Origin of the sequence: Frankia alni ACN14a, from assembly GCF_000058485.1 — a bacterium.
GTDB classification, from domain to species: domain Bacteria; phylum Actinomycetota; class Actinomycetes; order Frankiales; family Frankiaceae; genus Frankia; species Frankia alni.
This window is the reverse complement of record NC_008278.1, coordinates 2,987,686-3,009,013: the sequence shown is the minus strand read 5'-3', so window position 1 is coordinate 3,009,013 and position 21,328 is coordinate 2,987,686. Positions and strand designations below refer to the sequence as shown.

Here is a 21,328-nt window from a genome sequence, read left to right as displayed (position 1 = left end):
CCTGCGGTAGTTCGACCGTAGAGGGGCAAGGGGTACCGGTAGGGGTAGCTAAAGGGGTAGGTTTCGGCAGAGCAAAACTGGCCGGCCGGTAAACACCGGCCGGCCAGAACCAGCAGACCAGCTCAACCGGGTGCGCGGCAACGCACCCTTGGGAGATGTCATGACCGTAGCAAGAAATCTGGCAGGACGATGACCGGCACGGCCGGCAGCATCACCTTCGTCGCGGGCGCTGCCCTGGAGCCCGACGACCGTCTGTGGGATCCCACGGCCCGCACCTGGCGGACGATCAGACGCATCACGCCGCGGACCCCCGTGTCGCGTTCGACCACGAGGCTGATCGGGGCGTGTCGTATCGCCGTCTTCGAGGACGGCACCCCGGTGGTTGTGCTCGCGATGGTCGCGCGGACCTGGCCGATCGCCGTCACCGGGCCCGAGGGCATCGTCCGAGGCGGGCAGAAACCCGTGCCGCCCGTCGACCTGCCGCCCGGATGGACGGTGGCCTGGTGAGCCGCCCCCGGCACCGCCATCGCCAGCGGCCCGCCCAAGGCCAGCGTCGCCGCCCGACCCTGCTGATCCTGATCGGGGTGACCGGGCTGATAGCCCTCAGCTTCGCGGCGGGAGTCGAAAGCCAGCAGCAGACGGCAGCGCCCTCCCCACAGCAGGGGTCGGCGACCGTGCCCGTCCGCGCGGACTCCGCGGTCCGCTGCGGAGAACGTCCACCGCTCGTCGACCTGCTGGCCACCGCGGTAGGGCGGATGGCCATCCCGACCGCACACGGATCACCGCGCCCAGGCGGAAGATCATGAGCGGCCAGGGCGAGAGATCGCAGCGGAGTCAGCGCCGGTGCCGACGCTGTCAGGCTCGTCTACGGTGGGTGACCACCGCCGCGGGTAAACGAATGCCGCTGAACTGGAAGCCGAACCAGGCCGGGAACGTGGCGCTGGTCCGAACCACTGACCAGCGGGTCGTCGCCATAGTCAACCCCGGCCCAGACGTGTCCGGCCCTCGCTACACGCGCCACGGGGCCGACTGCCGTGAAGCCGAATCCCCCGGTGGGTCAGCGCAGCGGGCGGCGAAGCCCGTGAGCAGCGACACCTTGTTCGAGGAGGGTGGCACGTGAGCGCGGGTGGGGCCGGTACCGCCGTCCACCGGATACCTCCGGTCGTGGCGGAGCGCGCCGGTTGGCGGATGCAGGCCGCGTGCGCGAAGAAGGCGGCGGATCAGTTCTACGGCGACAGCGTCCGGCAGATGAAAGTCGCGCAGGCGATCTGCGCTGACTGCCCCGTCACGCGAGATTGTCTGCTGTCCACTCTGGTCTTTGAGCGTGGGAGGTCTTACTACAGCCGGTTCGGAGTGGCCGGTGGGCTGACCCCGGCCCAGCGATGTGCACCGATCCAGGTGGCCACGTCGCTGACCGCGATGCGGGTCGACCGGCCGCGGATCGTCGTGGAGCTGCTGGCCCTCCCCGTTTCGGACGACAAGGTGATCCCCGGGCTGCAGGCGATCGGCCTGTCCGACGAGGAGATCACCCTGCTGCTGGCGGAGAGAGCGATAGCTGATGTCTGAGCTGGCTGCTGCGCTCACGGTCGGGATTCCGGCGGCGGTCGCAGTGTTCGCGCTGGGCTGGTGGGGCGGCCGACGCCAGTTGTGGACCCAGATACTGATCGCCCGCCAGCGGCATCGGGCCTTGGGCCGCCAGGGGGCACCGCTTCCGACCGGCGGCTGGCTCTGGCCCGGCAGCGGCGCGCGAGCCGCGGGAGCCGTACACGAGGACACGGTGACAGCCACCCCGACGGGGTAGCCGCTGGGCTCCGGGCGGCCGGAAGAGGGCCGGCTGCCCGGACGCCCCGAGGCGGGCACCGCCACCCCCAGGGGCGGGGGCTACGGCGGACGGGTCCGGCCACCCGCGGCCTGCCTCGGGGCACCTGACATCACGCGAGACCATGGGGAGGGGTAGATGCGAGAACTTCCGGCGGAGCTGGAACCGCCCGGCCCGTACGCGCGCAGGCGTCGGCTTCCGGGCCGGCGGGTGTTCAACCCTGCGACGGTCCCGGACGGCGCCTCCACCCAGGTGAACCTTGCCACCGGGGAGATCATTGAGGTGCCGCCGTCCCGCGCTCGGGCACGTCGCGTGGCCGCTCGGGTTGCCGCCCACAACGCGCGCTGGGAGGCAGTGGATGCGCAGCGGGCGTCCGCTGCGCATGAGTGGGCGGTGGTGATCCGGGCGGCGCTGCCGGCTCGCCTACCGCTGGGGTTGGAGCGGGCGGTGAAGCGGGGCACGCCGCCTCGACGGCGCGCCCCGCTGCGTGCCGGCCAACCATCGGGCCGGGCCGGCGCCGCGCGCCGCGCCCCGCTGCGGCCGGTCTCGGCGCGGCGCTCGGCGCAGAACCGACAGCGGCGCCAGGTGCTGGCCGAGATGGCCGGTGAGATGCCGTGGTGCCAGGCCATGCACCTGGTCCCTCACGTCATGTGCGGGGGACGGGCCGTGGACGGCCACGAGAGGCTGACCCGCGCACGTGGCGGATCAATCACCGACGAACGCAACATCGTGCTGCTGTGTCGAGCCCACCACGACTGGGTGGGAGCCCATCTCATCGACGCCGAAAGGTTGGGTCTGCTGGCTCATTCCTGGGACAACGCGAAGGATGTGTGAATGTCGAAAGACGATTAGGGCCCGGTTGCGTCGAGGTGGTGGAACACCTTGAGGCAACCGGGCCCGGGTAACGCGGCACGCACCAGTGTGGAGCTGGACGCGCGATGCCTTCATACACCGGGAAGCGACTCGGCCTAGGCCGAGAAAGAAGGCAGGTCAACATTAGCATACAAAGCTGCCCCGCGGCCATCGTGGGGCGAGACGGCAATCACGATCCAGGGTTGAACTCCGCTCGCGGGCCGTGGCATAGCCGACCACGCTGGGAATCCGCCGTGTGCGCCAGTATGTCCACGGCCACTGGTATCGCGGTCGTACTGCGTCTGGCCTGGTACATGCGGTGGCGCTCCTTCACGGCCGGCCACGGCGCGGACCCGGGAAACGACCAGCTGGCCCGCGACTGTCATCTGGAGGCACGGCAGGTGGGCCGCTATCTGCGGGAGGCCGAGAGCGCGGGCCTGATCCGCTGCACCCGCCCCCACGCCCCTCGCCGGCGCCCTTCGCCGTTTGCCGAGTGGGAAGCGACCATGCCCCCAGAGCCGGACGCGGCCCCGTCGCCGGCGAACCCCCCGCGCCGGCCTCGCGCGGTCTGCCCGGCCGATCGGCCGGCACCGCAGATCGGCCGGCCCGCGCCCGACCAGACGGCACCGATGTCCGGTAAAACGGCTGATCACCCGACACCGGCGTCGGGTGATCAGCCGGTGCACCTTTCTATGCCCCCCAGAAACCCTCACCCCTTCCCCGGCGAACAGCCGCAGCTTCCTGGTCTACCGGTAGGGGTAGTCGGAGGTGGAGGGGTCACCCCGCCTTCGACAGACGTCGCGGGTCTGGTGGATCAGCTCGCGGGCCTGGTGCGCGGCGGCGCGCGCACGGCCCTGGCCGCCCGGCCCCTGGTCGTCGGGCTGCTCGGCGACGGCTACACCCCCGGCGAGCTCGCTCGCCTGGTGGCCGATCGCACGACACGGGTAGCGCAGGGGGCCCCGGTGGCCAGCCCGGTCGGGCTGCTGCGGGCGATCCTGGCCGACCTGCCCCCGCCCCGTGCCCGCCGGCCGCGTCCCCGTCCCACCCCTCCACCGCACTGCCCCCCAGTACCGTCCGGATCCGCGAGACGCGTGGAGCAGATCACGGCGGCATTGGGGCCGGATCTGTACGGGCGGCTCTTGGCCGGCCGGCAGCGTGCCCAGGTAGCCACCACAGGGCGGCGGTGGACAGGCCGTACTCCGAGGTACCTCATGCAGCTGCTGGTAGCGCCGGTGTACGAGGAATTCGGCTACGACCTGGGCCGCATTCGCGCCTACGCCGAGCAGCTACCCCCCGCCTGCAATCAACCACATCTACCCCTTTACGCCTGATTCATTACCCCCTAGGGTAGGTAAGGCAGGTAATGGGGTAGCTACACGGTGGGAGGTCTGGTGGAGAACACCGCAACCTACGCGGTTCAGGTCGGGCAGCGCCTGCGTCGAGTACGGCAGCAGGCAGGCCAATCCTTGCAGGCAGTCGAGGTGCGCTCGAACGGGCGGTGGCGCACCGCCGCGGTCGGCAGCTACGAACGCGGCGACCGGAACATCAGCATGGCGGTGCTGGCCGAACTGGCCGGCTTCTACGACGTGCCCGTCCGCGCGCTGCTGTCCGACGAGGGGCGTCCTCGCGTCGAGCGGGCCGGGCACCTGGTGCTGGATCTCCCTGCCGTCAACTCCCTGGAGGGCGAGAGTCCCGACCAGGTCCTGTTGAAGCGATGGGTGCAGACCGTCCAGCAATGGCGCGGGGACTACGCCGGCCGGGTCCTCAGCCTGCGCGGCAGCGACCTGTCCCTGCTGGCCATGAGCCTCAACCGGGCCGAGGTCACGGTGATGAGCATGTTCCGGGAATGGGGGGTGCTGCACGCCACCAGTTCCCTGGCAGTCCCGGGCAGCTCCTGACCGTCCGTTGACCGCCTGCCATCTCCCGGCCCATCAGCAAGAGCTGATCGGCATCACACCCGGGAGATGGCAGGCCCCCCACATGACTGCACGAAAAGCAGGGAGCAATGCAGAAGCTGACAGGAAAGGTCTGGCGGAATACGGGCCGTGCGCTGTTCGGCCGCGACCCGATGGACTGGCGGTACATCTGCGTCGGCTGCGGACGCGTTTCCACCGGCCGCATGTGGCAGGAATTCGGCCGCAGGGACGGGGCAGCGCGGGCCGCCGCCGAATGCATCGGCAACGCACTGCCGCTGTCTGAGCAAGTCCGCTTGTTCCAGGCCGGCGGTTGTCTGTGGAAGGCGGCCGGACCCGTCCTGCTGAGCGGATGCGTGGAAATCATCGACGAACCACGGCGCGCGGTCTTTCCGTTCGCCGAGCCCGGGATGCGGACGTCTCCCCCGCCCGTGAGCCTCCTGCTGCACACCAGGATATCGTGATGTTCCCCGCCTGGTTGGCCGTCCCGTTGGTCCGGCTCCAGCGGGTCGCCGACTGCACCACGGACGGCTGGTGGACGCTGGACCAGCTGACACCCAGGACCGGACGGCAGCGAGGACCGGTGGCGGCTGAGGTGCAGAACGCCGCCGCCCTCGGCGCCGTGCAGGTCGAGGTGAGCCCGTCCCGCGGCCGGCGCCGCTACCGGCTCACTCCCGCGGGTGCCGTCCTGGTCCAGCTCAAAGCGGCTGCAGCGGAACACCTTGCCTCCCCGCAGGCGTCGATCAGCCTCCCGCCGACTGCCGGAGATGGCCGGCGGCGACGGGCATGACCGGCCCCTACCGGGCACACCCGACCGAGGTGGAGCTGCTCCGCTGGTACGCCGCGCGCCCGGGTGAGTCGCACCGGATCGCCGAGTCCGGGCTGCGGGACCATCTGCGCAACGGGGCGGTCGAGCTGCTCGACGATGCGGGGCTCCTCGTTTTCCAGTACCCGGGTTGGACGATCACTCCTGCCGGGCAGGCTTTCGCGGCAAACCCTCTGCTCCTGGTCACCCAAGTGATCGGCTCGCTCGAGTACGAAGCCAGCGAGACCATCGGCAGCTACTGCCACTACTGTTGTCGCATCCGGACCGGCATGACCATGTGGAAGAACTGCTACGGAGATGCGCTGTGCGATCGGTGTGCCAAGGACAAGGTGCACGAACCAAGCTGATGTGCGTAGCCCCGGCCCGATGAGCACGGGATAAGACCTGGACCACATCGCGGAAATCACGCATTACCGGTGTATAGTAGACGTGAGCCACCCGGCACCCCCCGAGCCGGGTGGCTCACCCTATTTACCGCGCTGTTCGAGCAGCCCACACGCCACCTCGACCGGCGCGCGATCACATCGTCCAGCAGCACCATTGTCAGGCATGCCTGACCGCACCTGACCTGGGCTGATAGCTGTATGTACCCCTTATCTCCGTGTACGGTGACCGATAGGTAAGTCCGTACACGGAGGAGGGCCGGACGCATGGCGATGGGCGGGAGCAAGGCGGCGCAGGAGTCCGAGCCTCTGCTCACCCCGGCAGAGGTGGCCACGATGTTCCGGGTGGACCCGAAGACCGTGACGCGCTGGGCGAAGGCTGGGAAGCTGACCTCGATCCGCACTCTAGGCGGGCACCGACGCTATCGGGAAAGCGAGGTTCGAGGCCTCCTCAAAGGGCGGCCGACATCGTGACCCTGCAGGCCGGTGGTACCGTTGATCTATGGAGAATGCGGTATGCCGGGTACCGGCCTGCTCCAGCGGCGTGCACGTCGAGGGCGTGAACGGGCCGTCCTACACCGCCCTGTTCTGCCTGTCGCACCTGGCCGCTCTCCCGACCCGGATCCGGATGCCCCTGACGGCCTTCTGGACGCTGCGCACGAAGCTGGAAGACCCCTGCACTCCTACCCCCTCCGAAACCCGGCTGGTGGAACGGGCCCTCCAGGAGATCCGTGGGATGGAAGCCGCCGGAGTGCGGTTTCTGCTGGTCCCGGCCTAGAACTCCTGCGTGGATGGCCGGTCCCCCATCCTGCCATCCACGCTGGTCACAGCCCTACAGGGCAGCCCTCGGTCGCTCGACATGACGGTGGGCCCGCTGACATCGTTGGCGGGCCCACCTCGTTCATCACCGATCCGGAGAACCGATGCTACCTGGGGTTGGGGGCGGCCCGAGGTTCTTGAGATTGGGGGGCGGCAACCGGCGTTCCCGCTCCTGCCGTGCCAGTCGTGCAGAGACCAGCGCGCGCACTTCGATCCTGATCGGCTTCCCTTCCGGTACCCGGGCAAGCGACTGAGCCCGGACGCAGCGCAGACCGCCGAACATATCCCTGAGGCCCCAGCGAGAATCCTTGCCCAGGCGGTAAACGCACCGCCTGCACACGCAGCGGCCGTCCAGCATCCACACACCGTGCTCGTCTTGCAGGCTGCCCTGATACATCACGGCGTGGCCGATCAGAGCACGAAGCTCGTCATGCGTGAGAGGGGTGTCGGGTGCGCCGCCAGTCATTGGTCGTTCTCCGGTGTCTCGGGCGCCGGTCCGCGCCGCAGGCACTCGGCCAGCAGGGCGGGCACCGTGACGTGCGCGGCGGCCACCGCGGCCGCCTTCCCGGTCTCCTCGTCGAGCGCAATGCCGCGCCCGGCGACGGCATACCGGATGGCGGTTGCGATCGCGGCCGTGCCGAACTCGCCCTCCGATTCCGGGGACAGGGGGAAGGCTCGGCGCATGAAGGGTGACTGCGGTCCGCGAGCGGTCACCACCGCGACCATCACGACCGACAGGGGGCTGTCACGTCCAAGTTGCAGCGCCTCCACATGGCTGGCCGCCGTCAGGGCCAGCCAGCCCACGTCCGGACCCCCGTCGCAGATCACCACATAGGTGGGCTTGGCGCGGGCGGGCATCACCATCCCTGCGGCCCGCAGCTGCCCGAGCAGGGACTCGATGGCCGCCTGGATCGCTGCCCGTTCCCGCTGGTGATCGTCCTGGTCGTCGGCAGTCGCGGCACGGCTGGCACGCGCGGCCTCGACGGCACGATCAAGGTCCGCATCGCCGAACAGCACGTCGGCCGCGGACCGCTGCTCCAGCAGCCTCCCGTACTCCCCCAGCACCGCCGCCACGGCTGCCTGCGCCGCGTCGCGCATCGAACCGTCGGTGGCTGCCAGCGCGGCACAGGCCAGGGGAGTGAGCCGCTCCACGTCACGCGGATCAACCACCCGAGGCCGCGGCGGGTCCGTCAGTGGACGGTCCTGCGGCACACCGAGCAGGATCCGCCGCGCGTCGCCGGCCCCCAGGATCATCTTGGAGATCGCCGCGTGCAGCTCGACGCTCAGGAACCCCGCTTCCTGCTCCCCCTGTGTCTCCAGGGAGGCCAGGTAGTCCAGGGCGAGCGCGCCGTACTGGCGTGCGTTTTCGAGCCGCTGCCGTATCCCCTGCGCGCCGTCGGCGATCTGGTCGGTCATGATGCCTCGTTCGTGTCGTCGTCGGCTGGGGAGGCGGGGCGGCGGCCGGTGATGCCACCGTCGTAGGGGATGGTTCCCGTGGTCTCCCGATTGGCGAGGGAGCGAGTGACGGTCAGCGTCTTTTGGTTCACCCTGCGCACGGGCAGGGCTTCACCTCGGTAGACCACCAGGTCACCGACCTTGAAGTCCCCCGGCCCCCAGGCCTTCTCCCCGGCCTGTTCCTTGAGGGCGATCTGCTCCCGCAGGTAGTCCAGCTCCCCGGCCCACTGCTCAAGGTCCCCGTGGCGGGCTGCCACCCACCAGGCAAGGGTCTGGCGGATGGGACCGAAAGGCCTCCTGATCTCGTTCTCCGCCAGCCGCCGACGGGTCCGGCGCATGTCGGCCTCGATCCACTGGACCCGTCGCAGCATCGCGTCCAGGTTGGTGCGGCTCGTCGGCCACCGTTCCGCTGCCCGCTGCCGGGCCTGCCAGTACTGGGCCTTGTCCCGTTCTTCCGCGGCCCTGTCCTGGTTAGACCACGCGCGTTCACGGCGCCGCTTGTCCGCCGCGTAGCTGTAGTGGTCAACGAGCATCGGCTGGCCGGGTGGGATGCCCCCCAGCACCCGGTCGGCGGCGGCCTCCCGGCTGTCGGCACGGCTGGTGGCGGACCGCGCGTACCCGTCGTACCGCTGGGCGCGGTCCTGAGCGTCGAGAGTCCGTCCCCGCTCGGCAGCGGCGAAGTCCGGCGGCGTCTCGTCGATCGTGATGATGACGGTATGCCCGGCGGCACGCAGCGCCTGCGCCGCCGGCTGGATGATGTGCATCTTCGCGGCTCGACCGCGGGAGTAGACGATGCTGCAGCAGTCCAGGGAGCGGAACCAGCGGAACCCGTTCGCCACCAGGATTTCGTAGGTGCCGTCCCCCTTCACCGAGCCGTCTACCAGGGTGCCTTCTTCCCGGGTGTGGGTGATGGTGATGGTGGCCATCACGCGGCCATCGGCAGCGCGCTGTGGAGTACCGCCAAGCCGGTGGGGGTGAGCGTCACCCGCCGCGGATCCAGCGGCCTAGCGCCGGGCGGTGCCCACACCAACCCGGTGCGGTGTGCCCTCCGCGGCAGGCCGGGGTCGACCCGCCGCCGATCCACCTCCCACCGGCCGGCGGCGACCCCCTCCTCCGCCCAGGGGTGGAAGACAACGGTCTGGTGCGACACCAGGACCAGGAAGTCGCGCAAGGGCAGGTCATGCGCGGGATGTAGAGACATTCGATCTCCTTTCCGTTCTCTGTTGACAGTGGTTACCCTACTCAATTAGAGGGGTGAGGCAAGCGGTAGAGGTGGCGCCATCTGCTGCTACACCCCCGCGCGGCCGCCGGCTGCCCGCATGATGGGGTGACGGGCCTCCGACCACAGACAGGGACGCGATGGCGCGACGGGACACCCTTACCCCCGACCGGCAGAAAACGATCTGCGACGCGCTGCGGGCGGGACTGTTCCACGCCACCGCTGCCGCGCTGGCCGGTGTCGGGGACGCCACCCTGCGCCGGTGGCTACAGCGCGGCCGGGAGGACCTGGCTGCCGGACGCGCGACGAAGTGGGCCACCTTGGCCCAGGACACCGCGCGAGCGGAGGCCACCGCCGAGGTGCGATGGGCCGGCCAGATTCAGACCGCCGCGGCGGCCGGAGATTGGCGCGCCGGCGCGTGGATGCTCAGCCACCGGTTCCCGGCCCGCTGGTCCGACAAGATCGACGTCACGCTCGGGTTGGAGGACGGCGCGTTCGATGAGGTCGTGCGCCAGCTTGCCGACCTGGTCGTCGACCACGTCGACCCTGAAGCCCCGAACGGCCAGAGGGGCCCGGCCCGGTAGACCGCCCGGGGGCCTCAGCGTGGCTGTCGGGGTGCCCACCTGCGCGTTGGGCACCCCGACGGCGGTGGCTAGTCCTTGGCCTGCATGTACCAGGTGGCCGGCAGGACGGTCACGTACGGTCCGAACACGTCGCGGCCGTGGACCTGCTGCCAGACGGCTGCCTCGGCATGGAGGACCTCCAGCGCGCCAGGATCGGCGACGACCCCCACACTCACCGGCGTGCACGCGTCGTCCGCGGCTCGGCGGGCTGGGGCCAGGCGAGCAACGGTGAGCTGCTGCGCGAAACTGGCTGCGATCAGGTCCAGCAACTGCTGGGTCGGCAGGACCTGCCCGGTGCGGCTGTACTCCGCCAGGCCGCGGTGCACCAGGCTGGTCACGGTCGTGGCGTGGAAGCGGGTGGGCGCCGTCGGCGTCTCGCGCACAGCGTCGGCCGCGATCTTCAGGGCGGCTGTGTGCTGTCGGGGGGTCAGCTCTTCCAGGGTGGTCGTGTCGGGCATCGTGCGCTCCCCTCGGATTCTTTGTTGACATTGTCAATAGTAAAACTTTTTTCACCCCTCAAGCAACCCGTCGCCGTGAGGCTACCGCATGCCTAGAGGTGAATGAACGTGTAAACTTAGCAACGTCAACAAAGAACATGTGCGAGAGGACGCCATGACCATCAGCCTCGGTAGCACCGTCTACCTGTCAAAGCACCCCGACGCCCGCGGGGTGGTCACAGCACTCGTCCAGGACAACGCCGGGAACTGGGCCGATGTCGCGTGGCCCGACGAGCCGGTGACTATCCGCCACCCACTCACCGCCTTGCTAGAGGCTGCCTCCGATGCAGGGGTGACCGCGCCCCCGACCGGACTGGGTCTCACTGGACCGATCACGGCCCGCCCGGTGGACCAGGCCCTGACCACGCGCTGGCGGCGCCTACTGCGCGGGTTCGCGCCCGACATCCGGACCGTGCAGGCCGTTGCCCTGGCCGAGCTGGAGCCCCGGCTGGCCACGGTGCACCGTGAGCTCACCGCCGGTCAGACCACCCTCAACCCCGCCGGCACGATCACCGAGGCGCTGTCCATTATCGAGGCCACCTTCGAGGTGACCGACGCCATCTGGATTCAAATCGAACGCGGGCGCCCGAGAGCTGGAGGCTTGCTCTCGGGACGCCGATTCCGCAAGCGGTGACACACCCGGTAGGGGAAGTAGGTCACCCCTACCGGAGCGATCGGCCCGCCGCCCCGTCGCGTGCGGCGGGCCGGTGTCCCGCGACGCCAACGCCGCCGCGCCGGCCTCTCTCACGGTGACCCGGAGCTGTACCCGGAAACCGCCTGCCAACCTCGTCCTGCCGATCGCGCGCAGCCCGCGCATGGCCGTGCCAGGCACGGCCCTTGTGATCTCACGCGGAGCCTTGATGATCCCTGACTACGTCCTCCTGCTGCCCACCCCATGGGGTGAGGTGCCCCTGACTGCCTCCCCCGGGGCGACCGTCAAGCTGACGGTGTCACCCACGCTCACCCCGGATCTGATCGTGAACGTGGACGGCCAACGCCTCCAGTTCGAGGCGACACTGGACAACGAACACCGCGGGTGGAGGGTCCGCCACTGTCGCATCCGCCCGTGGGACAGCGACCAGCACGCGTCACCCGAGGCGACCAACGAAGTCATCCGAACCCTGCGGGACGCCGCCGAGTTCTACTTCCGCGATACCCACGTGCTGGAGCTGCTGTGGGAACGGCAGGCCCTGCGGGCAGCGATCCAGCGACGGGTAAGAGACCCCCTGGAGCTCCTTGCCGACCTGGACAGTGCGCTGCAGCGTGCCGTCGACACGGCTCGGGGCGCCTATGAGGCCCGCGTGGACCGGCCGCTGCCCGGGCCCGAGCAGCGGCCCACGAGTCCCGAGGCCGACCAGTGACCGTGGAGTACAGGGCCATCCCGACCCGGTTCGGCGATGCGATGTTCCGCGTCACCGCCGACGGGGAGGTCGAGGTGACGGCGTCCCCGACGCTCACCCCCGCCCTCACTGTGACCCTGAACGGGATCCACCTGCAGTACCGCCTGTACTTCGATCCCGAACACGCGTGGCAGGCAACCTACGACTCTCGGGTCCAGCGATGGCAAGGCCGGCGCCGCATCCCGCCGACGACGGTCAACGCCGTGGTGAACCAGGTCCGCACCGACACCCGCAGCTTCTTCGCGGACCACCCCGGGCTGCTCGACTACCTCGCCGCCGTGGCCAGGTGGTCAACGCATCTGGAGGACTTGCGTGCCCACGTAGAGAGAAGCACCACCGAGCTGGATCGTGCGCAACGGCGGGTGGAGGAAGCGCGCGCCGAACTCGACACCGCCACGGCGGAACTGCTGTCCGCGGAGCCTTCCAGGCCGTCCGAACCGATCGGGGTCCGTTGCCCACCCGTGCTAGTTCGTATATAGTTACCAATGTCAACGGGGAGCGTAACCCCTGCTGACCAGCCCTTTCCCATCTCACCAAGGAGCGCCATGGAAACCCCTGAGACCCCGCGGTTGCCAGACGACCTGATCATCAAGGCCGACAAGCTGGCCCCCTTCCCCCGCTGGGAGGTACTGGTCGCCTACCGCGGCCGGATCCGCTACCTCACCCCCGAGCAGGCCCGCACCCAGGCCCGCAAGCTGGCGATGAACGCCCGCGACCCGAAGATCACCGCCGCGGTACAGGCCCTGCGGCACGCCGCCGCGGAGTGCGGCCGCCTGGAGCGCGCGCACCGGAAGGAGAGGCGCGCCGGCTAGCACCCCGTCCCGCCCCCGGCACTGCCGGGGGCGGGGTCACCCCCGCCGCATGAGCCCATAGGTAAACGCCTTCTGAGCCCCGAGAGGAACGCCTGTTCGCGATCGTGAAGACCTTCGAGGCCTGGCTGCAGCAGGCCAAGGCGGCCCAGGGCCGCCTGCAGGCGGCGAATGGCGGCAAAGACATGCCGCTGCGGGAGTACCGCGCCGCCGACCCCGTCGCCTTCGCACAGCTGATTCAGGCCCTCGACGCCCTGACGCCGTACACCGGGAAGCCCGTTGCTGAGGACCTGCGGGAGCTGGCGGGATTGAAGGACGTCAACCAGATCATCTAAAATGATCACGAGGTGCCGGCGGACTCCACGACAGGTGGAGGCGTAACCCGCCGGCACCTCAGCCCTTTCCATGACCGGCCGAGGAGCACACGGCCGGTCGCCCGCAGGATACCCGCCCTGGAGGCCGCATGGACTGCCCCATCACTCCCTATGCCGCAGGGGACGGCGTCGACCTGGAAGTGCGCGACGCCCAGGGCCAGCGCACCGTGCACCTGCCCGCCGAGCAGGCCGAGCAGCTGGCCCAGGACATCCTTCACAGCGTCGCGCTCGCCCGCGCACTCGACGGTGGGACCCCCGTCCACCTCCACCTGATCACCACCTGAAGATCAACGCGGATTATGAGCGGAACGACCGCTCATAATCCGCACCCCGTACCTTGATCGCCCTTGCCGGCGGCTGGCCCGCGCGCCAGGGGGATGCGCGGGCCAGCGACGCCGGGTGCCTACGCGAGCGTGACGATCAGGCAGTCCCCGGCCAGCTGCTCGGAGGCGATCTGGCGGCCAGCCTCGGCGACCACTTCGTGGATCACAGTCCTGTCGCTTTCCACCAGCCCGACGTCGTGGATGTGAAGCGCGTCAGGGGTGGTGCTCACCGTGAAGCCGTTCTCTTCCAGGGTGCGTGCGATCTGCTCGGTGTCGATGGTCATGGCGCCTCCCCTCCATTCTTTGCTGACATTGGTAAGTATACACGATATGAGCCGGGAGGCAACGCCCCCCACCGTGCGGCGGGGAGCGCCTGCCCCGCTTCCGCGGGGCAGGCCAACCCTCAGCTACCGTCGGCGCGGCCAGCCCAGGCGTTCGCCAGCGCCTTCGCCGCCTCGATGTCGGGCAGATGCGCAGCGGCGCACAGCTTGTGGTTCTCTCGGACCACCACCGCCCACTCCGGGCGGGACGGGTGCCAGGCGATCCAGTCCTGCCGGACGTTGTAGCCGATCACGAACGTCCGGCGGGTGACGACCTTCCGGACCCTGCGGGCCGTGTTCCAAGACGCCGCCTCCGGCGTCAGGACTCGCTCCATCGCCGCCAACCGGCGGGGGGTGAATCCCTGGCCGCCGCAGGTCTCCCCGTGGATCTGGTGGGGGCGGAAGCGTCCCGCGCGGCCGCGCGGTGCCTGCGCAAAGCACACCGGGCAGCGGGGGTCACCGGCCGACTTAATGATCTTTTTGAGGTTCATGGTTCCCCTTCCTCGTTCTTTGTTGACATTGGCAAGTCTATACAACATTTACGAACGAGGCAAACCGGTAGGCCGATGCTGCCGCCTCGGATATGCCGATGGCCGGCACCCATCCCGGGTACCGGCCATCGGACCGTGCGGCTACCCTTCCAAACGGATCACGGTGAACCACGTCAGCTCGGCCACCTCAGCGACCACAAGGCCGTGGGGCCACAGGGCCGCCTGGATGTCCCCGACCCCGTAGCCGGCCGGTATCTCCTGGACGCGTAGCGTGTGCGCGTCCAACACCGAGATGGACAGGTCCCGGCAACGAAGGGCTTCCACACCCTCGTTGAGATGCCTCACGTCATTGGGCGTCCAGCCACGCGGGTGGACGATGAAGTGCATGTCGAAGCCCTCGGCGTCGAGGAGGTATCCCCAGAACGGGAAGGTCCCCCGGCTGTCCTTCGGCTGGATGACGGGGTCCCCGATGTTGATGGCGATGGTCGGCCCATCGGGCACCACCACCTCGGCGACCCGCATGATCCCGCTGGGCGCCTCCTTCGTGAGCGCGACGTGGGTGTCCTGAAAGATTGCGTCGTACATGACCGCTCCCTTCGTGTTCTTCGTTGACATTGGTTACTCTACACGTTTTATGGTGAGCGGACAAACCTCAACCGACGCGGGACCGTCCCCTACCCCAACCGTCCGCCGGCCGGCCCCCTTACATGGGGTACCGGCCGGCGGACGCCGCGACTACGCCTCCAGGTGGAACGTGAAGGTTCCGTCCACCCCCTGGACCTCGGCGACAGCGAAGCCGAAACGCTGCAGGGTGCGCCGGACAACCGTGACCTGTGCGGGGTCCAACGTGTCCAGACAGCGCAGCCGATTCGCATCCACCACGGCGAAGGCAAGACCCCCCTGGCGCACCGCACGAACCGCCGGCAGCAGGTCCTCCACGGCGCGCGGCGCCCAGCCGTACGGGTGGATCTTGAAGAGAATCACATCCTCCTCGGCGTCAAGCAGGCTCCCCCAGACCGAGGGCTCCCCAGCGACGTCCCGCGTGGACCCGCCGGTCCGGGCAAGGATGCGGACGGCGATGGTCTGTCCGGTCGGCAGGACGACCGGGGCGATCTCGCCCAGGGTGATCGGGATGTCGGCGGCGAGGGCGACGTGGATGGGCTTGTTCGGCATTGCAGCTCCTCTCGATGTTCTTTGTTGACATTGGTTATATTATACGAATATTGGAGGCGTGGGCAAGCGATGACCACACCCGGGCGGCCTCCCCGCCCGGCCACCCGACGGGAGCAGGAACCGTCTAGCTCAAGGACGGCCGTGGGGCCGGCCGTCCGACGACGACCGACCCCACGGGGAACCGCCGCGCGCTACGCGGCGGCCACGTACTCGGCGATCCGGATGGCCCGCTGCCGGCTCTCGTTGGTCCTGACGACGGACCGCGCGAAGCGGCTTTCCGGCGTGTTGGAGCGGCGGACGTGCTCATCCCACTCGCTGGCGGCCTGTACCAGGCCGTAGGCGGTGTGTGCGACTGGTGCCGTGGTCGGGGAGGCCAGGATGTTCCGGACCTCGGCGCGCGTCCTTTCGATGTTGCGCATCTGCCGGTCGCTGGTTGCGCCGGTCGGGGTGGGGATGAAGTCGTTCACGAACATCTGTTGCTGCTTCTCAGTGACAGTCATATCCAGCAGCCTCTCGGCGATCTCCTGGTAGAGGGTGAACTGCTTCCGCACGCCCTTGATCGCCTGCTTAGCTTCCTCCAGGCGGTCCCGCCACTTCTCGTTGTGACGGAAGGAGAACACTGTCCCGTTGGCCTCATCGGTCATTTCTGAGACCTTCCAGGTGTTCGCGCATACCACGCGTACCGGGGTGTGGGACACCGAGCAGGAGCCGTTCCCGTCGTGCCTGTTCCGGAGCAGGAAGTACGGCAGCGTGAGGCTGTTGTCGCCGGGCAGCGCGATGGGCTCGTCAAGCTTGATCAGGGCCCAGACCGCACGGCCTTTCTCCAGGACACCGCCGGTCTCATACTGGACGTTTTCCATGCCGAGGAAGGCCTCCACGATCTCGCCCATCTCTGCATGGTCGATGAGCGTCCAGGTATCCCGCGGGTGGGACAGCTCCAGGCCAGTGTCGGACCGGATGCACCGCAGGTAGTCGGGGCTCCGCGTGATCTCTCCGTCGACGTCCGGGCCCGGCTCCCACACCGTCTTGCCGGTCGGGACGTGGACACCGCGGTATCCGAAGGACGGCACCAGGATCGGGTCCCAGGCGAAGCCACCGGCCTGTCGGGCCTCATCCCAGGTCTTCGGCCGCTCGGTGAGCACGTTACCCAGTCCGTGCCAGGCCGGCTCACGGTAGAAGAATCCGGTCTCAAATTCGTGTGCCATCTTCAGGTCCTTTCGCGACCGTTCTTTGCTGACATTGGCAACTCTATACGATCGGGGGTGTCGGCGCAAACCGACACCCCCGTCTTGGAACTACAGATCAGGCGTCCTGCGATGCCTTCCGGCTCTCCCTGACCGCCTTCACGCTGGTGTCCAGGACCACCGTGCGCTCCCCGTCCGCGAAGGTGGCTCGGAAAATCTCGATCCCGCTACCGGACTGCGTAAACGACTGGTCCAGCACACGGCGGATGCCCACGACCTGAGCGGCCCTCTGCAGCATCCGGTGCGCCACCTTCTTGTCGTTCGTCCACCCGACCAACTGCCATTCCGAGTCCCCCTGCGGGGTGAGCAGCACCCGCTGGGCCAGGATGTAGAACCCGCCCGGGTAGCACTTGATCCCCTTGCACGGGCCGTCCTGCGGGACGAAGGTTGCCTGCGACCGCGGCTCCCCGGTGCCCTTGGCCCGGGTGCTGGGCTTGCGCTGCTGGGCCTGGGCCTTCTCCGCCTCCAGGCGGGCCTGCTCCTCCAGCTCGGCGACCAGGTCGTGGTCGCCGGCCATCCGGGCCAGCTCGATGCACTGGGCGTCGCTCAGGTCCGCCGCGTTCTCGATGGCCCGCTCCTGCAGGACCTTGCCGGTGCCAGTGGCCAGGCGGACCGCGGCGGGAAGGTGGTCGGAGGTCAGGGCCTGGGCGTACAGCTTCTCGGCGGCCTCCTTGCGGGCCCGCTCGCCGACCTTGACCCAGCCGTCGGTGTCCAGCTCAAAGACGATGTAGGTGGTGGCCATGGTGTACGTCCTTCCGCGTGGCGTTCTTCGTTGACATTGGTAACTCTATACGTGCCGCGGAGGACGCGCAAACGATCCGTGCACCAATTTTCACCGCCTGCTATCGGGGTATGACCTCACCCCACACCGCCAGCACGTTCATCACCTCACGCACTACCCCCGGAGCCCACCGCACCCCGGAGTGCCACAACGCCGGCACCGTCACCACCCCTTGCCCGACGTCGGTGACCACCCCTGCCTGGTCCCCGTCCGCTGGCCGTGGGCGCCACCCCTCCACCACCCGTGCCCGCTCCATCACGTGTACCTGCGGCCACACCGCCTGCCAGTCCTCGTCCCATCGGGCCAGTTGACGGGCCGTGTCCAGCCGGCGCGGTCGGGTCTGCCGCACCAGCGCCGAGCCGGCCCACCACCACTGCGCCCTGCCGGGAATCGGGTAGGCGTACACCAGGCGACGTACTCGCCGCCCGTAGAACGCCGCCCGGTAGGGAAGTTCCGCGACCTGCGCCGGCAACGCCAGGCGCACCGGCGCCGACCATCCCCACATCACCGCCCTCGCCCGCGTGCTGCCGTGGGCCTGCACCGTGACCGCGCCCGCCGGCCGGCCGGCACGACGTCGCTCGGCGAACCTCTGCCGCGCCGCCTCAACCACCCTGGGCACGTGCACCGCGAACGCCGGGGCATCGGCCAGGGTCACCCCAGGGGCCAGCGGCACCGTGCGATAGCGGCCTTGGTGGGGGGGTGCCTTGTGCGCATACACGTAGCCCACCTGTTCCACCGTTCCGGCCGGCAGCCAGCCGTCTCGAGCCCACTGCCCCCACCCGGCCAGCCCGGCCTGGCTGCGTGCGTCGCCGGCCGGGTACACCAGACCGGTCGAGGCCCGCCACGCGACGTACGGGGCATCGATGTCGTGCCAGGTGAACGGAACACCTTCCCGGTCCAGCCGGAACGCCAGGACAGCGCCGAGCCACCCCATCCCCTCCAGGTGGATCATGCGCAAAGTCCGGCGTCGAACAGCCCCGGCACGTCCGGCAGGGTCACCTCGGCGGCCACGTCCACCCGGTGGACCAGCACCCCCGCCGGCGGGCCCTCGGCCAGGCGGCGGGCCCGGGTGGCTGCCCCGCGTACCCATCGCTCATCCTGCCCCGCCGCGCGCCCGGCCCGGCGTTGCGCCGCGACCTCCGTCCCGTGCAGGTAGACCAGCTCCACCGTCCAGCCGCCGGCGACCGCCGCGGCCAGGAACCGCGCGCAGCCCAGCCGGGCGCCCTCTCCCAGCAGCAGCGCCGTCTCCCGGGCAGCCTGACCGGATCGGACGTAGCGTTCCGCAGCCACGACCGCATCCATCGGCAACGCATCGGTGCCGGAGAACGCCCGGCGGCGCCGTCCCAGCTCCACCGCCACCACCTGGCCGCTGCGCCGGTCGGCCAACGCATCCCGTCCCGGCTGGCCCGGCAACGGGGCCCGCACCCACCGGGCGGTAAGGGAGGCCATCAACGTGCTCTTCCCGACCCCTGGTTCCCCGATGAGGTAGAGCAGCGTCCGCCTACCGCGTGCAGATGATCCCCTGCCGGGCATAGACCCGTTTCCTCTCCCGATCCACCCCCGACCAGCCGCCCCGTTCCCCCAGGTAGGCCGCCGGCAGCCGGGCCGCCCGCGCGGCGAACGCCGCCGCCGTCAGGTCGGACGGCACGCGGGTGAGCTGCTGCTGCATGGCGTCGATGTCGTGGCCCAGGTAGTAGTGGCCACGGGTCAGGCTGTGGAGATCGCACAGCGACGTCTCCACCTGGCCGATGTCCGCCTCGCCCAGCCGGCGGGCGAGCCTGCGGGTATACCGGTCCAGCACCTGGATGTCGACCGGCCTGTTCCCCGCGGGTAGCCGCGGGTAGAGCAGCGCCAAGCCCCGCCGCGGCCCGGTGGAGTGCGCATGCCCGGCGTCCGCCACCACCGTCGGCACGTCGAGGACCTTCTGCGCCAGCTCCGCGGTCTTGTAGGCCGCCCACCGTCCGTTGCCCTCCACCTGGGCGACGTGCTCGTTCAGCCGGCGCCAGTCCGCGCCGCCGGCGTCCAGCCAGCCGGCCGGGCCGCCGTGCCGGTCGAAGGCCCCCAACAGCCCGGCCCAGTGGCGGGCGAACTGGCGGACGTCGCGGTGCGCTCGCCGTTCGGTGCCGGTCGGCAGCGTCAGCAGCCCGGGGCGCGGCCCGCCCGGTACCGGCTGCGCGCCCCACGCAGCCAGCGCCGAGCCCAGCTGGTAGTAGGCCACGTGCAGGACGACCAGCCACACGGCCTGGTCGCGGTCCAGCCCCGCGGCCCGAATGACGTGCCGCAGCACGGGGTACACGGGGTCGATGTCGCGGGTGGTCACCTGCAGCTGGTGCCACCGCCAGTAGGTCCCGAACATCTGTTCGCTGTGCGGGGTCGGGGTCATGGGAGCATCGGCTGTCCCGCGGCGAGCCGTGCGGCCATTGCCCGCTCGCGCTGGCTGCGTCGCTGCCGTGCGTAGGCGGTCTCCACGGCCGCGCTGAGGCAGTCCTTCATGCCCCGCAGGGCATAGAAGACGACGCTGAACCGATAGCCGTCGGGCTGCACAGTGCGCATCGGGGTGACCCCGTGGACGTGCTGGCGGCCGACGAAGAACAGCGTCCACCCGTCGCGGCAGGCGATCACTTCACCCCACTCCGGCAGTGCCAGGTAGCCGCCGCGTATCCCGCGGCGCAGGACCGGCATCGCGCTCCACGTCGAAAAATTGAAGCGGTCCCGGTGGTAGGGCAGAGCCGACGACCGGTTGATGACCCCGGACGTCCACAGCCGGCCGCCGCCCAGCCGCCAGGAGGAATCGACCTGGGTCATCGTCTGCGCGTCGCGAGCCACGATGCTCGGGTCGATCTGGTCGAGCGTGCGCTCCAACAGCAGCGCCCACCGTTCCAGGACCCGATGCTCCTGGGGGCTTTCGGCAGCGAGCCGGCCGATCTGGCAGCCTTCCCGCCCGTACACCGGCCGGCGTGGGGTGAAACCGAAGTTCCTAGAGATATTCAGGGCCCCTTTGGCCCGACTCAGGGCCTCACAGCGGATGCGCAGCACCGCGCGTCGCAGGGCCATGACCTCCTGCGGTTCACCGGCCGGCAGGTAAGCGAACACCGGGGCGCCGTCGTCGTCGACCGCGACCGTCGCCTCCGTGATCGTTGGTTCGGCAGCCGCGGGCCGGGTTCCGATGAGGTCGTCGGCCAGCTCTCGGCTGAGCCGGCGCCGCGCGGGCACCACCGTCCAGTCAGGCATCCGGCGGGGCCTGTCCGACGGCATCCGCAATGAGCGCCAGGACCACGTCGGCGTTGCTGTCCAGCCCACGTTGCTCGCCGAGCTCCCGGAGCTGCTGGACAGCCCACACGTACCGCGGGCCCTCCCAAGACAGGACCATGATCCGGGATGCCTGGTCGTCGTAGCCGTCGGCCAGCTCCGCCAGGCTGGTGGAGCGCCGCTGGTTGCGGTCCGTCGGGTCGGCCCCGCCGGTCCGGGGGGCCGCCTGCTCGGCGGGGTCGTCGTCCCAGCCGCCGCCGTCTTCCTGGAGCCCGGCCAGCAGGTCGTCCAGTTCCGCGTCCTCGTAGCCGATCAGCCTGCGCAGATCCGGATCGACCGCATTGATGTCTCGCAGCGTCTCGGCCAAGGTGGCGGAGTTCCAGCCGCCCAGGGCCGGGACGGCGTTGAGGGCTACCCCCAACGCCTCAGCGTCGTCGTCGGAGCGGGAGGCCCAGCCGACCGTGACCGGCACCAGCCAGGCCCCGTCCTGGTCTACTGTGATCCCGTCAGGGGGTGACTGGTCCCTGCGCTCCATTACCTCCAGGGCCTCCAGGCGGCCGTGGCCGGCGACCAGTCGCCCGGTCCGCCCGTCGCGGACGACGCTTTCCACGAAGCCGAAGCGTCGGATCAGGTCCACCAGACGCGGAAGGTCATGTTCTTTGGGGTTGCGGGTAGCCGGGACCACGTCCCGTACCCGCACGTACTCCAGCTCACGGGCGGCCATGGACCCCATCATCCACCCCATGGGGTGACCGTGG

32 protein-coding genes are annotated in these 21,328 nt (G+C 69.8%); 17 read left to right on the top strand and 15 right to left on the bottom strand.

Annotation, left to right across the window (positions count from 1 at the left end):
- Positions 1–189 precede the first annotated feature (189 nt).
- From FRAAL_RS12130 to FRAAL_RS12075, 10 genes are all read left to right on the top strand, one after another.
- A complete protein-coding gene (locus FRAAL_RS12130; protein WP_011603935.1) occupies positions 190–507 on the top strand; it encodes a hypothetical protein in 318 nt (105 codons plus the stop codon).
- Positions 508–1,164: 657 nt separating this feature from the next.
- The gene (locus FRAAL_RS12125) at positions 1,165–1,566 is read left to right on the top strand and encodes a WhiB family transcriptional regulator (protein ID WP_041939217.1); all 402 of its coding nucleotides are present in this window, start codon (positions 1,165–1,167) and stop codon (positions 1,564–1,566) included.
- A gap of 391 nt (positions 1,567–1,957) precedes the next feature.
- On the top strand, positions 1,958–2,653 hold the full coding sequence (locus tag FRAAL_RS32970) for an HNH endonuclease (protein WP_011603930.1): 696 nt from the start codon (positions 1,958–1,960) through the stop codon (positions 2,651–2,653).
- 827 nt (positions 2,654–3,480) lie between these two features.
- Positions 3,481–4,002: a hypothetical protein gene (locus tag FRAAL_RS32965; protein WP_157892077.1), complete on the top strand. Its 522-nt coding sequence runs from the start codon at positions 3,481–3,483 to the stop codon at positions 4,000–4,002.
- A 60-nt stretch (positions 4,003–4,062) separates the two neighbouring features.
- Positions 4,063–4,569, top strand: a complete 507-nt coding sequence (locus FRAAL_RS12100; RefSeq protein ID WP_041939212.1) for a transcriptional regulator — start codon at positions 4,063–4,065, stop codon at positions 4,567–4,569.
- A 107-nt stretch (positions 4,570–4,676) separates the two neighbouring features.
- Positions 4,677–5,048, top strand: a complete 372-nt coding sequence (locus FRAAL_RS12095) for a VVA0879 family protein (protein WP_011603927.1) — start codon at positions 4,677–4,679, stop codon at positions 5,046–5,048.
- Positions 5,048–5,374 (top strand): hypothetical protein, encoded by a 327-nt coding sequence (locus FRAAL_RS12090; protein ID WP_041939211.1) that lies wholly within the window; start codon positions 5,048–5,050, stop codon positions 5,372–5,374. The genes FRAAL_RS12095 and FRAAL_RS12090 overlap by 1 nt, the downstream gene beginning before the upstream one ends.
- Positions 5,371–5,757: a hypothetical protein gene (locus FRAAL_RS12085; protein WP_011603925.1), complete on the top strand. Its 387-nt coding sequence runs from the start codon at positions 5,371–5,373 to the stop codon at positions 5,755–5,757. The genes FRAAL_RS12090 and FRAAL_RS12085 overlap by 4 nt, the downstream gene beginning before the upstream one ends.
- Before the next feature lie 303 nt (positions 5,758–6,060).
- Positions 6,061–6,267, top strand: a complete 207-nt coding sequence (locus FRAAL_RS12080; protein ID WP_011603924.1) for a BldC family transcriptional regulator — start codon at positions 6,061–6,063, stop codon at positions 6,265–6,267.
- A 28-nt stretch (positions 6,268–6,295) separates the two neighbouring features.
- Entirely contained in the window at positions 6,296–6,571 is a 276-nt protein-coding gene (locus tag FRAAL_RS12075) for a hypothetical protein (protein WP_041939210.1), read from the top strand.
- A 503-nt stretch (positions 6,572–7,074) separates the two neighbouring features.
- Here FRAAL_RS12075 and FRAAL_RS12070 read toward each other — a convergent pair.
- Genes FRAAL_RS12070 through FRAAL_RS12060 form a run of 3 tightly spaced genes read right to left on the bottom strand, consistent with a single transcriptional unit; the run spans position 7,075 to position 9,268 of the window.
- Positions 7,075–8,028, bottom strand: coding sequence for a hypothetical protein (locus FRAAL_RS12070; protein WP_011603921.1), 954 nt, complete (start codon positions 8,026–8,028; stop codon positions 7,075–7,077).
- Positions 8,025–8,993, bottom strand: coding sequence for a DUF3560 domain-containing protein (locus tag FRAAL_RS12065; protein WP_050997103.1), 969 nt, complete (start codon positions 8,991–8,993; stop codon positions 8,025–8,027). Before FRAAL_RS12065 ends, FRAAL_RS12070 begins: the two co-directional genes overlap by 4 nt.
- Entirely contained in the window at positions 8,993–9,268 is a 276-nt protein-coding gene (locus FRAAL_RS12060) for a hypothetical protein (RefSeq protein ID WP_041939209.1), read from the bottom strand. Before FRAAL_RS12060 ends, FRAAL_RS12065 begins: the two co-directional genes overlap by 1 nt.
- A gap of 158 nt (positions 9,269–9,426) precedes the next feature.
- Between FRAAL_RS12060 and FRAAL_RS12055 the strand changes: the two genes are divergently transcribed.
- A complete protein-coding gene (locus tag FRAAL_RS12055; protein WP_011603918.1) occupies positions 9,427–9,870 on the top strand; it encodes a hypothetical protein in 444 nt (147 codons plus the stop codon).
- Between the two features lie 68 nt (positions 9,871–9,938).
- Here the strand turns inward: FRAAL_RS12055 and FRAAL_RS12050 are convergent, their stop codons facing one another.
- Complete coding sequence (locus FRAAL_RS12050; RefSeq protein ID WP_011603917.1) at positions 9,939–10,367, bottom strand: hypothetical protein; 429 nt, start codon at positions 10,365–10,367, stop codon at positions 9,939–9,941.
- Positions 10,368–10,521: 154 nt separating this feature from the next.
- On the opposite strand from FRAAL_RS12050, the gene FRAAL_RS12045 reads away from it, so the two are divergent.
- From FRAAL_RS12045 to FRAAL_RS12020, 6 genes are all read left to right on the top strand, one after another.
- Positions 10,522–11,040 (top strand): hypothetical protein, encoded by a 519-nt coding sequence (locus tag FRAAL_RS12045; protein WP_041939208.1) that lies wholly within the window; start codon positions 10,522–10,524, stop codon positions 11,038–11,040.
- 226 nt (positions 11,041–11,266) lie between these two features.
- Positions 11,267–11,767 carry a hypothetical protein gene (locus tag FRAAL_RS12040; RefSeq protein ID WP_157734065.1) on the top strand — a complete coding sequence of 167 codons (501 nt, stop codon included), beginning with the start codon at positions 11,267–11,269 and terminating at the stop codon, positions 11,765–11,767.
- The gene (locus tag FRAAL_RS12035; RefSeq protein ID WP_011603914.1) at positions 11,764–12,285 is read left to right on the top strand and encodes a hypothetical protein; all 522 of its coding nucleotides are present in this window, start codon (positions 11,764–11,766) and stop codon (positions 12,283–12,285) included. Before FRAAL_RS12040 ends, FRAAL_RS12035 begins: the two co-directional genes overlap by 4 nt.
- A 66-nt stretch (positions 12,286–12,351) precedes the next feature.
- A complete protein-coding gene (locus FRAAL_RS12030; RefSeq protein WP_011603913.1) occupies positions 12,352–12,618 on the top strand; it encodes a hypothetical protein in 267 nt (88 codons plus the stop codon).
- A 104-nt stretch (positions 12,619–12,722) separates the two neighbouring features.
- Positions 12,723–12,950, top strand: a complete 228-nt coding sequence (locus tag FRAAL_RS12025; protein ID WP_011603912.1) for a hypothetical protein — start codon at positions 12,723–12,725, stop codon at positions 12,948–12,950.
- A gap of 128 nt (positions 12,951–13,078) precedes the next feature.
- Positions 13,079–13,273, top strand: a complete 195-nt coding sequence (locus tag FRAAL_RS12020; protein WP_011603911.1) for a hypothetical protein — start codon at positions 13,079–13,081, stop codon at positions 13,271–13,273.
- 119 nt (positions 13,274–13,392) lie between these two features.
- On the opposite strand, the gene FRAAL_RS12015 is transcribed toward FRAAL_RS12020, so the two are convergent.
- From FRAAL_RS12015 to FRAAL_RS11965, 11 genes are all read right to left on the bottom strand, one after another.
- Positions 13,393–13,596, bottom strand: coding sequence for a hypothetical protein (locus FRAAL_RS12015; protein WP_041939206.1), 204 nt, complete (start codon positions 13,594–13,596; stop codon positions 13,393–13,395).
- Positions 13,597–13,715: 119 nt separating this feature from the next.
- A complete protein-coding gene (locus tag FRAAL_RS32960; RefSeq protein ID WP_157892075.1) occupies positions 13,716–14,123 on the bottom strand; it encodes a hypothetical protein in 408 nt (135 codons plus the stop codon).
- A gap of 141 nt (positions 14,124–14,264) precedes the next feature.
- Positions 14,265–14,708, bottom strand: a complete 444-nt coding sequence (locus tag FRAAL_RS12005; RefSeq protein ID WP_011603908.1) for a hypothetical protein — start codon at positions 14,706–14,708, stop codon at positions 14,265–14,267.
- A 150-nt stretch (positions 14,709–14,858) separates the two neighbouring features.
- Positions 14,859–15,296 (bottom strand): hypothetical protein, encoded by a 438-nt coding sequence (locus tag FRAAL_RS12000; RefSeq protein WP_011603907.1) that lies wholly within the window; start codon positions 15,294–15,296, stop codon positions 14,859–14,861.
- A gap of 191 nt (positions 15,297–15,487) precedes the next feature.
- Positions 15,488–16,501: a DUF932 domain-containing protein gene (locus tag FRAAL_RS11995; RefSeq protein ID WP_041939203.1), complete on the bottom strand. Its 1,014-nt coding sequence runs from the start codon at positions 16,499–16,501 to the stop codon at positions 15,488–15,490.
- Positions 16,502–16,598: 97 nt separating this feature from the next.
- The gene (locus FRAAL_RS11990) at positions 16,599–17,282 is read right to left on the bottom strand and encodes a hypothetical protein (protein ID WP_011603905.1); all 684 of its coding nucleotides are present in this window, start codon (positions 17,280–17,282) and stop codon (positions 16,599–16,601) included.
- A 100-nt stretch (positions 17,283–17,382) separates the two neighbouring features.
- A complete protein-coding gene (locus tag FRAAL_RS11985) occupies positions 17,383–18,273 on the bottom strand; it encodes a hypothetical protein (protein ID WP_041939202.1) in 891 nt (296 codons plus the stop codon).
- Positions 18,270–18,770, bottom strand: coding sequence for a P-loop-containing protein (locus FRAAL_RS11980; protein WP_231861614.1), 501 nt, complete (start codon positions 18,768–18,770; stop codon positions 18,270–18,272). Before FRAAL_RS11980 ends, FRAAL_RS11985 begins: the two co-directional genes overlap by 4 nt.
- Before the next feature lie 52 nt (positions 18,771–18,822).
- Positions 18,823–19,704 carry an ADDT family thymidine hypermodification transferase gene (locus tag FRAAL_RS11975; RefSeq protein ID WP_041939201.1) on the bottom strand — a complete coding sequence of 294 codons (882 nt, stop codon included), beginning with the start codon at positions 19,702–19,704 and terminating at the stop codon, positions 18,823–18,825.
- Entirely contained in the window at positions 19,701–20,552 is an 852-nt protein-coding gene (locus FRAAL_RS11970) for a hypothetical protein (RefSeq protein WP_157892073.1), read from the bottom strand. The genes FRAAL_RS11975 and FRAAL_RS11970 overlap by 4 nt, the downstream gene beginning before the upstream one ends.
- A complete protein-coding gene (locus FRAAL_RS11965) occupies positions 20,545–21,294 on the bottom strand; it encodes a ParB N-terminal domain-containing protein (protein ID WP_157892072.1) in 750 nt (249 codons plus the stop codon). The genes FRAAL_RS11970 and FRAAL_RS11965 overlap by 8 nt, the downstream gene beginning before the upstream one ends.
- Positions 21,295–21,328: the final 34 nt, after the last annotated feature.